Annotated in this window: 13 protein-coding genes and 1 tRNA gene; 9 read left to right on the top strand and 5 right to left on the bottom strand. The window is 56.6% G+C overall.

Annotated elements, in window-relative coordinates; translation table 11 throughout:
* Positions 1 to 253: 253 nt before the first annotated feature.
* A complete protein-coding gene (msrQ, locus tag ACR0ID_RS17690) occupies positions 254 to 868 on the bottom strand; it encodes a protein-methionine-sulfoxide reductase heme-binding subunit MsrQ (RefSeq protein ID WP_480607483.1) in 615 nt (204 codons plus the stop codon).
* A gap of 4 nt (positions 869 to 872) precedes the next feature.
* Positions 873 to 1775, bottom strand: a complete 903-nt coding sequence (msrP, locus tag ACR0ID_RS17685; protein WP_480607486.1) for a protein-methionine-sulfoxide reductase catalytic subunit MsrP — start codon at positions 1773 to 1775, stop codon at positions 873 to 875.
* A gap of 378 nt (positions 1776 to 2153) precedes the next feature.
* Here msrP and ACR0ID_RS17680 point away from each other — a divergent pair, with 378 nt between their 5' ends.
* On the top strand, positions 2154 to 2969 hold the full coding sequence (locus tag ACR0ID_RS17680; RefSeq protein ID WP_480555930.1) for a cyclase family protein: 816 nt from the start codon (positions 2154 to 2156) through the stop codon (positions 2967 to 2969).
* A gap of 97 nt (positions 2970 to 3066) precedes the next feature.
* Positions 3067 to 3690: a class I SAM-dependent methyltransferase gene (locus ACR0ID_RS17675; protein WP_480607480.1), complete on the top strand. Its 624-nt coding sequence runs from the start codon at positions 3067 to 3069 to the stop codon at positions 3688 to 3690.
* 52 nt (positions 3691 to 3742) lie between these two features.
* On the opposite strand, the gene clpB is transcribed toward ACR0ID_RS17675, so the two are convergent.
* Together clpB and ACR0ID_RS17665 are read right to left on the bottom strand one after the other, a co-directional pair.
* Positions 3743 to 6361 carry an ATP-dependent chaperone ClpB gene (gene clpB / locus ACR0ID_RS17670; protein ID WP_480521172.1) on the bottom strand — a complete coding sequence of 873 codons (2619 nt, stop codon included), beginning with the start codon at positions 6359 to 6361 and terminating at the stop codon, positions 3743 to 3745.
* A 125-nt stretch (positions 6362 to 6486) separates the two neighbouring features.
* On the bottom strand, positions 6487 to 6804 hold the full coding sequence (locus ACR0ID_RS17665; protein ID WP_480521174.1) for a hypothetical protein: 318 nt from the start codon (positions 6802 to 6804) through the stop codon (positions 6487 to 6489).
* Positions 6805 to 6943: 139 nt separating this feature from the next.
* Here ACR0ID_RS17665 and pyrF point away from each other — a divergent pair, with 139 nt between their 5' ends.
* A complete protein-coding gene (gene pyrF, locus ACR0ID_RS17660) occupies positions 6944 to 7648 on the top strand; it encodes an orotidine-5'-phosphate decarboxylase (RefSeq protein ID WP_480474867.1) in 705 nt (234 codons plus the stop codon).
* A gap of 350 nt (positions 7649 to 7998) precedes the next feature.
* A complete protein-coding gene (locus tag ACR0ID_RS17655; RefSeq protein WP_480607476.1) occupies positions 7999 to 9252 on the top strand; it encodes a DNA polymerase IV in 1254 nt (417 codons plus the stop codon).
* 2 nt (positions 9253 to 9254) lie between these two features.
* Here ACR0ID_RS17655 and ACR0ID_RS17650 read toward each other — a convergent pair whose 3' ends face one another.
* Positions 9255 to 10115: an N-formylglutamate amidohydrolase gene (locus tag ACR0ID_RS17650; protein WP_480607473.1), complete on the bottom strand. Its 861-nt coding sequence runs from the start codon at positions 10113 to 10115 to the stop codon at positions 9255 to 9257.
* A gap of 148 nt (positions 10116 to 10263) precedes the next feature.
* On the opposite strand from ACR0ID_RS17650, the gene ACR0ID_RS17645 reads away from it, so the two are divergent.
* The 5 genes from ACR0ID_RS17645 to ACR0ID_RS17625 all read left to right on the top strand — a co-directional run bounded on the left by ACR0ID_RS17645 (position 10264) and on the right by ACR0ID_RS17625 (position 12987).
* Positions 10264 to 10338 (top strand) — tRNA-Val (locus ACR0ID_RS17645).
* A 90-nt stretch (positions 10339 to 10428) separates the two neighbouring features.
* On the top strand, positions 10429 to 10554 hold the full coding sequence (gene ykgO / locus ACR0ID_RS17640; RefSeq protein ID WP_085868787.1) for a type B 50S ribosomal protein L36: 126 nt from the start codon (positions 10429 to 10431) through the stop codon (positions 10552 to 10554).
* Between the two features lie 226 nt (positions 10555 to 10780).
* On the top strand, positions 10781 to 11797 hold the full coding sequence (locus ACR0ID_RS17635) for a Fe(3+) ABC transporter substrate-binding protein (RefSeq protein WP_480521179.1): 1017 nt from the start codon (positions 10781 to 10783) through the stop codon (positions 11795 to 11797).
* 117 nt (positions 11798 to 11914) lie between these two features.
* Positions 11915 to 12469 carry a helix-turn-helix domain-containing protein gene (locus tag ACR0ID_RS17630; RefSeq protein ID WP_480521181.1) on the top strand — a complete coding sequence of 185 codons (555 nt, stop codon included), beginning with the start codon at positions 11915 to 11917 and terminating at the stop codon, positions 12467 to 12469.
* Positions 12466 to 12987 carry an N-acetyltransferase family protein gene (locus tag ACR0ID_RS17625; RefSeq protein ID WP_480521183.1) on the top strand — a complete coding sequence of 174 codons (522 nt, stop codon included), beginning with the start codon at positions 12466 to 12468 and terminating at the stop codon, positions 12985 to 12987. The genes ACR0ID_RS17630 and ACR0ID_RS17625 overlap by 4 nt, the downstream gene beginning before the upstream one ends.
* Positions 12988 to 12993 lie beyond the last annotated feature (6 nt).

Here is a 12993-nt window from a genome sequence, read left to right as displayed (position 1 = left end):
TCAACCGTCTTTCCAGTCCGTCAGGCCAACCTCAGCTGCGCCGGTGAAGGGGTATTTACGGATTAGAATCCCTACCCGCAAGCGGAAAATGCACAAAAACTATAGAAAATGCAGATTTCAAAATTAATTATTTATTTTCAAATTGATAGCTGATCAATATCAAGCGGAGGCGCGCCAAAATCGTCGGAAACACAGACGGGGTTCCGCACTTTATCACCTTGTTCATAATGTAACTCACAGACTCGCTTCCGAGTCAGGCAGAATCTGCTGTGTTGGACTGGAGTGACAGGCTTGGAATCGGCAACCGGAGGGTAAGAAGGATGACGATAGCTGCCAAATAGATCAGCGGCTCGATCTGAAACCCTTTTGCCAGCATCACATAATGCAGGCCGCCCAGCAAAGCGGCCGGGTACACCAGCCAATGCAGCCTGCGCCAACACGGCCCCAGTTGGCGCACCGACCAGTTGTTGGATGTTACCGTCAGAGGCAACAGCAAAAGAAACGCCCCCATTCCAACTGTAATATAAGGACGCTTGAGAATATCCGCCCAAATCTGGCTGGGAAGCTGTACGTCCAGAACCAGCCAGACAAGGAGATGCAGGCTGACATATACAAAAGTCAGCACGCCAATGGCCCGACGGAACTTCATCAGGTTCAAGCCCACAAATCGGCGCAAGGATGTGATGGCCAGACCGGCAATCAGCAATTGTAACGCCAGTTCGCCATAGCGGTGCTCCAGCGCCTCAATCGGTTCGATCCCCAAACCGCCAGTCAGGCCAAGATAGAACAGCCAGGGCGCAGGCAGCACCCCCATCAAATAAACAGCCCATACCGGAATACGCCGGAGTGTCTGATTGATAGCTTGCATGATTCTAGTAATTCCTGGCCAGATCCATACCTTCATAAAGGCTGGCGACCTCTTCTTCATAACCGTTGAACATCAGCGTCGGTTTACGCGAGGCAAACAATCCGCCGCCGATTTCACGTTCTGAGGCTTGTGACCAGCGCGGATGATCCACGTTCGGGTTTACATTGCTATAAAACCCGTATTCTCGCGAATTGGCCATATTCCAACTGGTGGGCGGCTCTTCTTCAGCAAGCGTGATACGGACAATCGACTTGATCGATTTAAACCCGTATTTCCACGGCACGACCAGACGCAAAGGCGCGCCGTTCTGATTTGGGATCGGCTTGTTATAGATACCAGTGGCCATGATCGTAAGCGGATGCATCGCCTCATCCAGGCGCAAACCCTCGCGATAGGGCCATTCCAGAATTGGATAGCGTGTTCCCGGCATCTCATCCGGGCGGTGGGCCGTTTCGAACGCCACGTATTTCGCGCCCTCTTTAATCCCTGCCATGTTCAGAAGATCGGCCAATTCGAACCCGTTCCATGGAATGACCATCGACCAGGCTTCAACGCAACGGAAGCGATAGATGCGTTCTTCGATCGTCATCTCGGACAGGATGTCCTTGAAATCATACTCACCGGGACGATCGACCAGACCGTCAATCTTGACGCTCCAGGGTTCGGTCACCAGCGTATGTGCATATTTCGCCGGATCATCTTTTCCGGTCCCGAACTCATAGTAGTTGTTGTAACTCGTGATCTCTTCCCACGTGTTCGGCTCCAGCGCATCCTGCGCCGCAGCTGGTCGACCCATTGCCGCCAAACCAACACCCGCCATCCCGGCCATGACCTGCCGCCGGTTCAGGAACGCCGCCCGTGGGGTGACGTAGGCATGTGTCAATGTATTGGTCCAGCGATGCGCCATCTGGGTCTCCGTCATATTCGTTTGTCATTACAGATTTAGGGTGCTGATAGCACAGACCCATGGAAACAGGCGTCACGTTTGAGCGACGTGATTGTAACGTTCCGGTTGGCGACAGGCCCAGACAGGCGGACTGTGCCGCGCTTTGCCCGTTTTTGACGGTCGTCACGACCTGAGCCAACTCGCGGTGCTCGAACATTACGCCGGGCATATACGTTTTACTCAGAGCTGGCTCTGAAAGGAGAATTACAGCCGGGTAGCCTGCCTGCAGTCTTTACAACTGCGGGTCCAAAACTGCACTCTGTCCGACAGGCACCATACGCGATCAACAGTGTGGCGGGCCTGTTTTTGCAGCCGCGTGGCCGCAATGGGAGGACAAAAATGTGTGATATCTGTGTAATGAACGCCGTAAAAGACAGGATGCTGTCCCGGCGCGGGTTCTTCAAAGCTGCTGCGGCATCGGGTGTTGCGGCTGCCGCAACCGGAGCAATGGCACCGGCCGCACTGGCCGCGGGGCATGGCGGTGTCCAAGACATGACCCACACGCTCAGCCCGGAGTTCCCGACCTGGGGCGGAGAGCCGGGCATCTCGGCTGAACAGGCATTCAATTTCGCGGAACACGGATTCAATCTGTTCAATTTGTCGATTAATGAGCATACGGGCACGCATATAGATGCCCCACTGCACTTTTCTGCGGATGGAGCTTCAGTCGATGAAATCCCGGTCTCAGATCTGGTTGCACCACTTTGCGTGGTCGATATCGCAGCCCGCGCAGCAGAAGACGCCGATACGCGTTTAACCCCTGATGACCTGAAAGCCTGGATAGCCACCAACGGTGACATCCCCGACGGGGCCTGCGTCGCCATGCACTCGGGATGGGCAGGCAAAACCGCTACGGATAAGTTCCGCAATTTCGACGGCGAAGCGCAGCATTACCCAGGCTTTCACGTTGAAGCTGCGCAGATGCTGATGGAGGAAACCGGGGCGCGGTCAATTGCCGTTGACACCTTGTCACTGGATCACGGCATGTCTGCGGATTTCGCCACCCATTATGCCTGGTTGCCTTCTGGCCGGTTCGGGATCGAATGCCTGGCCAATCTGGACCGGGTACCCGCGACGGGCGCGACACTTGTTATTGGCGCACCGAAACACGCTGGCGGCACCGGAGGTCCGGCGCGGATACTTGCGCTGATCTGACCTAACTGACGTACGGCGAAACTGGCCCGCTTTCTTCAGTGGGCCAGTTTCCTTCTGCGCATTCCATGAGTGGTAGGCACTGAGAGAAAGCCAGCCAATGGGCAAGACCAAATCTGATACCACACGGCGCTATGATACCGCTGCACCAAAATGGCGGGATAAGATGCGTGCTCTTGGTTATTACGATGCGTATCTTGGTTTTCTGTCAGCAAGTCAGCTCGCGCCAGAGCATAACAATCGGGTTGTTGATATCGGTGCCGGAACCGCCTCGTTTGCAGAAGCCTGGGTCGCTGTTCATGGGTCACCCGTCGAAGTAACCCTTCTCGAACCCAGTCAAGCCATGTTGAAACAGGGTCAAAGCGCGTTACAGGCGCGGGGTGTCGAGCCAAGACTTGTGCAGGGCTTTTTAGGGTCTGTCGTTCTGGAACCCGCTGATGTGGCACTGGCTGCGCATGTCATCGAACATTGCCCCGATCCGTTGCGCGCACTTGAGCAGATTCACGATTTGATGCGCCCTAGTGGTCGTTTGTATCTGGTGGTGTCAAAGCCGCATTGGTGCAATGCAATCATCTGGCTGCAATGGCGCCATCGCACATTCGGCAGAGAAGAAATTCTGGGACTATTGCACAAAGCTGGCTTCGAATGCGAAGGTGAGCACTCATTTCCCGCAGGCCCACCATCCCGGACAAGCCGGGGAATTTTGGCGCGTCGGAGAACGTAGATTCAGACAAAAAAGACCCGCCAATACAGCGGGTCTTCCGTTTGTGCCTAAGTCAATGCACCACTGCATCATCCGGGCGGGGCCGTTCCGACGTCCCTAACCGGTCACCGATGATCAAGCCATCAGCCCCGGCGGTGACCGGAACGACCTCACCATCCTTGATATCACCAGCCAGCAGCGCTTCGGCCAGCGGGTTCTGCAGGGCGCGCTGAATCACGCGTTTCAGCGGGCGGGCTCCGAAGACAGGGTCATAGCCTTCGTTGGCCAGCCATTCCTTGGCGCCATCGTCCAGGGCCAGCTCGATCTTGCGGGCCGCCAGGCGTTTTTGCAGACGCGCCATCTGGATATCGACGATGCCATCCATATCGGCCCGCTTGAGCCGGTCAAAGATGATTGTTTCGTCCAGACGGTTCAGGAACTCGGGCCGGAAATGTGCCCGCACCGCATCCATCACGTCACGGCGGGCCTGCGCGCTGTCCGCGCCATCGGGCAACTGGCTGAGCGCCTGAGAGCCGAGGTTCGACGTCAGAATGATCAGCGTCTGCTTGAAGTCCACGGTGCGGCCCTGACCATCGGTCAGCACACCGTCATCCAGAACCTGCAACAGCACGTTGAACACATCCGGGTGGGCCTTTTCGACCTCGTCAAACAGCACGACCTGATAGGGCCTGCGCCGCACGGCTTCGGTCAGCACACCGCCTTCGTCATAACCGACATAGCCCGGAGGGGCACCGATCAGACGGGCAACCGCGTGTTTCTCCATAAACTCGGACATGTCGATGCGCACCATCGCGTTGTCGTCGTCGAACAGGAAGTTCGCCACGGCCTTGGTCAGCTCGGTCTTACCCACGCCGGTCGGTCCGAGGAACAGGAACGATCCCAGTGGGCGGCCTTCGTCATTCAGACCCGCTCGCGCACGGCGCACGGCGTTGGCGACAGCAGTCACCGCTGCATCCTGACCAATCACGCGGGAATGCAGAGCGTCTTCCATCCGCAACAGCTTCTCGCGCTCACCTTCCAGCATTTTCGAGGTCGGGATACCGGTCCAGCGTTCCACGACAGAAGCAATCTGTTCAGGGCGCACCGTTTCCTCGGCCATCATACCATTGCTTTCGGCGTTCTCGGCCTCGGTCAGCTTTTTCTCAAGCTCGGGGATGACGCCATAGGACAGTTCCCCCGCTTTGGCGAGGTTGCCTTCACGCTTGGCGATCTCAAGATCAGCGCGCGCCTTGTCGAGCTGTTCCTTCAGGTCACGGGCACCCGCCAGCTTGTCGCGTTCGGCCTGCCATTGCGCTGTCATCTCGGCGGATCGTTCCTGCAAATCGGCCAGGTCCTTTTGCAAGGTTTCTAGACGATCTTTCGAGGCCGCGTCATCTTCAAGCTTCAGTGCCTCTTCCTCGATCTGCATCTGGAGGATGTTCCGGTCGAGTTGATCGAGTTCTTCGGGCTTGCTGTCGACCTCCATCCGCAAACGCGATGCGGCCTCGTCGACAAGGTCGATCGCTTTGTCGGGCAGAAAGCGGTCAGTGATATAGCGGTGCGACAGGGTCGCCGCTGAAACAAGCGCTGAATCCGAGATGCGCACACCGTGGTGCAGTTCGTACTTTTCCTTGATGCCGCGCAGGATGCTGATCGTATCTTCGACCGTCGGCTCCTGTACCATTACAGGCTGGAACCGGCGCGCAAGGGCTGCGTCTTTTTCCACGTATTTGCGGTACTCGTCCAGCGTGGTCGCACCGATACAATGCAGCTCGCCGCGGGCAAGCGCAGGCTTGATCAGGTTGGCCGCATCCATTGCACCATCAGATTTCCCGGCACCGACCAGCGTATGCATTTCGTCGATGAACAGGATGATTTCACCCGCAGCTTCAGTCACCTCGGTCAGAACGGCCTTGAGGCGTTCTTCGAACTCACCGCGGTATTTCGCGCCAGCAATCAGAGCACCCATGTCAAGCGCCAGCAGCTTCTTGTCCTTCAACGATTCCGGCACGTCTCCGTTGATGATACGCAGGGCCATGCCCTCGGCAATCGCGGTCTTACCGACGCCAGGTTCACCAATCAGAACTGGGTTGTTCTTGGTGCGACGCGACAGAACCTGCATCGAGCGGCGGATTTCTTCATCCCGACCGATGATCGGATCAATTTTGCCTTCGGCTGCAGCCTCGGTCAGGTCACGCGCGTACTTCTTGAGCGCGTCATAGCCTTCTTCCGCCGACGCGCTGTCAGCGGTGCGACCCTTGCGGATGTCGTTAATCGCTTCGTTCAGTTTTTGCGCTGATACGGCTCCGGCGTCCAATGCATCCTTGGCCTTGGACTTCACCATGCACAGCGCCATCAGAACACGTTCAACCGGCACGAAACTGTCGCCTGCCTTTGAGGCTATCTTTGCGGCCTCGTCCAGGACTTTGACAGTCTGGCCATCCATGTAAATCTGGCTCGCGTCACCGCTGACCTTGGGGATTTTCCCCATCGCAGTGTCCAGCGCCTCAACCACGCGGCTCGGCGCGCCGCCCGCGCGTGTGATCAGGTTGCTGGCCAACCCCTGATCGTCATCCATCAGTGCTTTGAGTATATGCGTGGGCTCCAGCCTCTGGTGCCCCTCGCGCAGCGCAATGGTCTGCGCAGCCTGCACGAATCCCCGTGCCCGCTCGGTGAACTTGTTCAAGTCCATGATATTCTCCTTTTCCAAGCGCCCCGTTTTGACATGCCCGCCTGGCAGCACACATCGGTCGAAGCCTCACATTCAATCTGGGAAATATCTTTGGTGGTTCAAGAGGCTAAAACACAGAAATCGACCTATTCACGCTGGATGGTATAGACTGTATAACCACCAGTCTCGGCGACCTGAACGGCACCCAGATCATTCACCAAAGTTTGGGCTGCCGCACTTCCCGTCGGGCAAGAGACCAGATCTGCGGTATGGTCCAGGAAATTGCCGGTAAACGCCGTTTCACCAGTAAGTTGACACCAATCACCCTCAGACCTGTAACCACCAACCAAACGCAAATCGTCATTGGTCGGCACTGGTGCAGCCCCTGTGTCCGGTGTTTCGGGTGGCGTGTCATTACACGCGGCCAGTGCAATCAACGCGCCCAGCAGAACCAGCTTATTCATTTTTTACCCCTTATTTTGAATTCAAGTTATCAATACAGAGCACGATAACACGAATTGAAGCTGCCTGCGCGGCTTAGCAGATGGACAGAGCGGCCCGAAGCCGCTAGGACGCAGACGTTTGCCAAAAAGGAGCGCCCCCATGTCAGATGACCGCCTGATCGTAGCCCTTGATGTTCCCAACGCTCTGCAGGGGTTGGCCATGGCTGAACGTTTGGGGGACAGCGTTTCTTTCTACAAAATCGGGCTGGGTATGCTGACCGGTGGCGGGTTGGCATTGGCCAACGAGCTGAAACAGGACCACGGCAAGCGCATCTTCCTGGACATGAAATTGTTCGACATTGGCAATACTGTAGAAAATGCCGTTCGGGGGTTGGCGCAATTCGATCTGGATTTTCTGACCGTGCATGGTGACCCTCATGTGGTGCGCGCTGCCAAAGAAGGTGCTGCGGGTAAAGACCTGAAGATCCTCGCCGTGACCATCCTGACCTCGCTGAACCGCGACGATTTGGACGCAAGTCTTCTGAAATCCGGCGATGTGCAGGACTTGGTTGTCGAACGCGCGGCCAAAGCCTTTGAAGCCGGAGCTGATGGCGTTATCGCCAGCCCGCAGGAAGCCGCCCTGATCCGTGCTCTGCCACAGGCTGAAGGGCGTCTGATTGTAACCCCTGGTGTGCGCCCGGCTGGCGCAGCGCTTGGTGATCAGAAACGTGTAGCCACCCCGGCAAGCGCCATTCAGGATGGCGCAGATCACATCGTTGTTGGCCGCCCGATTTATCAGGCAAAAGACCCAAAGGCCGCTGCTGAGGCCGTTCTTTCCGAATTAAATTCTCTCAAGGTGTGCTAAGACCACCTGGTCATTTCAGGTGGGTTTTGCGTTGGATTTTCCGCGCAACAAGTTGACCTAAGGTCACTTTTTGACGAAACCGCGCCAAATCGTCTCTGTGCCAGAAAACACACATTCAAAACCCGAGTTTTCTCGGCACAACCTTCATCCTATCGAAACTAATGATTTTCAGCGATTCTGAAGGGGAAATACTCCCCTACGAACCGCTTCTTCCTGAGGTTCGTTACTTCCCCCCGCGATGTGCGGGGGGTCTTCTTTTCAAATCTTCCCATGCCAGCAGGGCCTTTGATCCAGGATCACAGGTGATATAAAGAACTTCCAAGCCAACTGCGGAACGCATGAGGACGCAGATGCCCGGTCTTTGCCGAGATTGCCTGACCACATTGTCAAACGAACAACGCTGTACTGCCTGTGGCAGTCCGCGGGTAAAGACTCACTCGGAACTGTTTGACCTGTCGATTGCCCATATGGATTGTGACGCCTTCTATGCCTCGGTGGAGAAACGTGACAACCCTGAACTGGCGGACAAACCGGTTATCATTGGCGGCGGCAAGCGCGGCGTTGTTTCAACTGCCTGCTACGTTGCCCGTATTCGCGGTGTCCGGTCGGCCATGCCCATGTTCAAGGCGTTGCAACTCTGCCCCGAAGCCGTCGTGATCAAGCCGCGCATGTCCGTCTACGCCCAGGTGTCGCGCGACATCCGCGCCATGATGGATGAATTGACACCCGTGGTCGAACCCCTGTCGCTGGACGAAGCCTTCATGGACCTGTCGGGAACCGAACGTTTGCATGGCGCGCCTCCGGCCGTCATGCTGGCGCGTCTGGTCAAGCGCATGAAGGATGAAATCGGTGTCACCGGCTCAATCGGGTTAAGTCACAACAAGTTTTTGGCCAAGGTCGCATCGGACCTCGACAAACCGCGCGGGTTTTCAGTCATCGGCAAGGCGGAAACGGCAGAGTTTCTGAACGACAAACCCGTACGGTTGATCTGGGGTATTGGCCCGGCTGCGCAGGAAGCGCTGGACCAGGCCGGGATCAGAACTTTCAGTGATTTGCTGCGTTGGGATCAGGAAGGGCTGACCGCGCGGTTCGGTTCGATGGGATATCGCCTGTGGCACTTGGCCCGGGGTCAGGACAAGCGACGCGTATCAGCGCATGAGCCGATGAAATCCATCAGCAACGAGACGACATTTTTTGAAGACACGTCGAGCCTTGATATTCTGGACGGCCATTTGTGGCGCATGGCCTTGAAAGTGTCGGACCGCGCCAAGGCAAAGGATCTGGCAGGTCGGGTTGTCACGTTGAAACTGAAGAAAGCCAATCACAAGATCCTGACGCGGCGCGTGTCCTTGCGGGATGCGACACAGATTGCCGACCGGATTTACCGCACGGCCCGGGGCCTGTTCGATCAGGTTGGCGATCAGGGGCCGTATCGGTTGTTGGGCTGTGGTTTGTCTGACCTTTGCCCGGCGGATCAGGCGGATATTTCCGGCGACCTGCTGGATCCGGATGCTGCCCGCAGATCAAAGGCCGAACGGGCCACGGACGAGATTCGCCAGCGGTTCGGGGCCGAAGCAATCATGAAGGGCCGTGCGCTGCGCTGATATTATTCCGCCGCCAGACGCTCTGGGCTCGCACCCAGGCTGGAAATCTCCCGGACCACCTGCCTGAGCAGCTTCGAGAACGCCATGAAATTGGCATTGGGCGCGATTTTTTCTTCGTCCATGTACAAAGCGCGATCGATCTCGATCTGAACAGCGTGCTGCTGGCGACCGGGACGACCATAGGTTTGTGTCACATATGCCCCGGCAAAAGGCGCATTGCGTGCCACGTTGAGACCCGCTGCCGCAAAAGCCGCTTCAATGAGGTCCACAACCTCAGAGGATGCGGACGCGCCAAACCGGTCGCCCAACACGATCTCGGGCCGCCTTCCGCGCGCAGTGCCTGCCATGGCCACCGCCTCGTGCGGCATCGAGTGGCAGTCCACCAGAATTGCCTGTCCGAACATCTCGTGTGATTCGGCCAGCAGGGATTTCAACCGCGCATGATAAGGGCGCCAATAAGTGTCGATGCGCAGCCGCGCTTCGTCCATGGTGAGTTTGCCGCGATAAATTGCCCGACCGTTGGCTACCACGCGGGGAATCACCCCGAGCCCTGACGCGACCCTTGGATTATGCCCGAGCCTGCGGGCACCGCTGATCAAGGCCGGGTCAAGTTCATCCAGACTGCGGTTCAAATCCAGATAGGCGCGTGGCATGGCCGCCTTGATCAAAGGGGCACCGTTTTCCGCGGCGGGCGCGAACAACTGATCAACAAAAGCGTCTTCCGAGGATCGAATCACGCTCCGATTCAATACGGACCGGCTCAGAAAAGCCTCAGGATACTCCCGCCCGCTGTGTGGAGATGAAAAAACCACGCACGAGGTGCGGTTTTCGGGCATATCCAATACATAGGCTGCGCTTTGCATGATCCCTCCGTGTTCGTAATCAACATAGACCGGAAAAATTGTTCTTCCAAACCCCTTGAACCCATTTGCGACTCCTTTTATAGACCCGCTACCGGCGCGGGGATCCGCGCCCCATTTCGTTATGGGGCAAGGCACGCAAAGGGAAAGTGGGCGGTTAGCTCAGCGGTAGAGCACTTCGTTGACATCGAAGGGGTCACAAGTTCGATCCTTGTACCGCCCACCATGATTTCACTGTTCCGGTTTTCCGGGACACCCGAGTAACCCAGGCGCTGGCCACGTCCTTGATGAAGGCGCCGCAGATTGGAGACAGACCATGAAGGTCAGGAACTCGCTCCGCTCGCTCAAGAACCGGCACCGTGACTGCCGGATTGTGCGTCGCAAAGGCCGCGTCTACGTGATCAACAAGACGCAGCGCAAGTTCAAAGCGCGTCAGGGCTAAGAACTGCACATCACTGCTTAAAGAAACCGCACCTTCGGGTGCGGTTTTTTTTGTTCCGCGATACACTGGTCGAAGGTTTGGTTGTTTTCAGGAAATTCGACAGTACGGTCGCGACCTTTTGACCGAGTAAATCAGTCGGATTTACTTGCATCCCGCCCAGAATCATATAATTGAGAAAATCAGTCGGATTAATGACCGGCCCGAAATTCAATTGTTGAGGCACACTATGCTGAAATCCACGACCTGCCTGGCCGCCGCGCTGTCGGCTCTGATCGCAACATCTGCCGCCGCCGAAGGCGAGCTGAACCTTTATTCGTCGCGCCACTATGACACCGACGAACGGCTGTATACCGACTTTGAAGACGCAACTGGCATCAAGATTAACAGGATCGAAGGCAAAGCGGATGAACTGATTGCCCGGATGGAAGCGGAAGGCGCAAACTCACCTGCCGACGTGATGCTGACCGTGGACACGTCGCGCCTGGCACGAGCCAAGAACGCAGGTATCCTGCAATCGATCGACAGCGCAAAACTGGAAGAGCGCATTCCAGCCAACCTGCAGGACAGCGACAATCAGTGGTTTGGTTTCTCGCAACGCGGTCGGATCATCTTTTTCGACAAGGAAAACGTGACCAACCCGCCGGCCACCTACGCTGATCTGGCCAAACCGGAATACAAGGGAATGGTTTGTATCCGGTCTTCGACCAACACCTACAACCAGACCCTGCTGGCGTCGATCATCACACACGAAGGCACTGAGGCCGCCAAGTCCTGGGCCGAGGGTGTTGTCGCCAACATGGCGCGTGACCCGCAGGGCGGTGACACCGACCAGTTGCGCGGCATCGTTTCGGGCGAGTGTGAAATCGCGGTTTCGAACACCTACTATTTCGCGCGTTCCATTCGCACAGACGTCAAAGGCTTGTCCTCAGACCGCGACATGATCGACTGGGTCTTCCCGAACCAGGACAGCTATGGCGCGCATATGAATCTATCCGGTGGTGGGGTCGCCGCGCACGCACCCAACAAGGAAAACGCGATCCTGTTCCTTGAGTATCTGGCCAGCGATCAGGCGCAGAAATACTTCTCGGCGGGCAATGACGAGTTCCCGGCTGTTCCAAATGTCGAACTGGCCGAGTCGGTCAAGGCGCTGGGTGAATTCAAGGCCGACGACGTGAACCTTTCAGACGTTGCAAAGAACATCCCCGAAGCGCAGAAGATCTTTAACGAAGTTGGCTGGAAGTAATCTTTCTTAGCGCTGACTTATTGAAAAGGATGCGGATTGTTCGCATCCTTTTTCGTTGATATGTGATATTTGTTAGTGTACTTTCTCATATATGAGAAATTTTTTCACGATGGTGTAATGCCTGACACCCTGTCAAACCGCCTTGCCAATCGCCTGAGCGAGCTGCGCCGCGGGCGCGGTTGGTCTTTGGATTACCTTGCCGAACGCAGCAGGATCAGCCGCGCCACCTTGTCCCGTATGGAAAAAGGGGATGTCAGCCCAACAGCCGACAACCTAGGCCGTCTGTGTGCTGCATACGATCTGCCGATCTCACGCCTGCTGATGATGGTTGAAGACAGCTTTGACCCCAAGGTTCCATTCGAACACCAGACCGAGTGGCGCGACCCTGAAACCGGCTTCACCCGCCGTGCTGTTTCACCACCCGCAAATGGATTGAACGCCGAGGTTCTGGAATGTCACCTTCCCCGGGACAGGGTCATTACCTACGAAGTGCCAACTAAATCGGGGCAAGAGCATCATCTGATCTTAGTGGACGGAGCGCTTACCCTGACGGTCGATGGAACACCCCACGCGCTGAACGCCGGAGATTGCCTGCGCTATCATCTGTCAGGACCGACCCGGTTTGAAACAGGGGCGTCGCGTGGCGCACGTTACCTGCTGGTGCTTATATGATCACGCGCCTGACCGATAACGATTTTGACGCGGCGCTGGACGACCTGGCAGAAATCCTGCATGCCTGTGTTCACGATGGGGCCAGCATAGGTTTCATACTTCCGTTTACCCTGAATGATGCGCGTGCGTACTGGCAACAATACGTACAGCCCGGTCTTAGGTCAGGTAAACTGGACTTGTTCGTTTCGAATGACGGTCCCCGCATTGCAGGCACCGTCCAACTGATCCCGGCGGCAATGCCCAACCAACCCCACCGCGCCGACGTGGCGAAACTTCTGGTCCACCCCAACGCCAGACGGCGGGGGTTAGGCCGATCCCTGATGAATGCGCTTGTTCTTCGGGCGCGAGAGGTGGGGCGCACGGTGCTAGTACTTGATACGCGCAGCACCGATCCCTCGCGGCTGCTTTATCAAAGCCTCGGGTTTCAGATCGCGGGGGAAATACCGAATTACTGCCGGAACCCATTTGAACCAAAATTCGAGCCCACAACCTATATGTACAAAAACCTTGACCCTTGAAAAGAC

It is taken from the genome of Ruegeria sp. AL2 (genome assembly GCF_056540845.1).
This window is presented reverse-complemented; position numbering and strand designations above follow the sequence as displayed.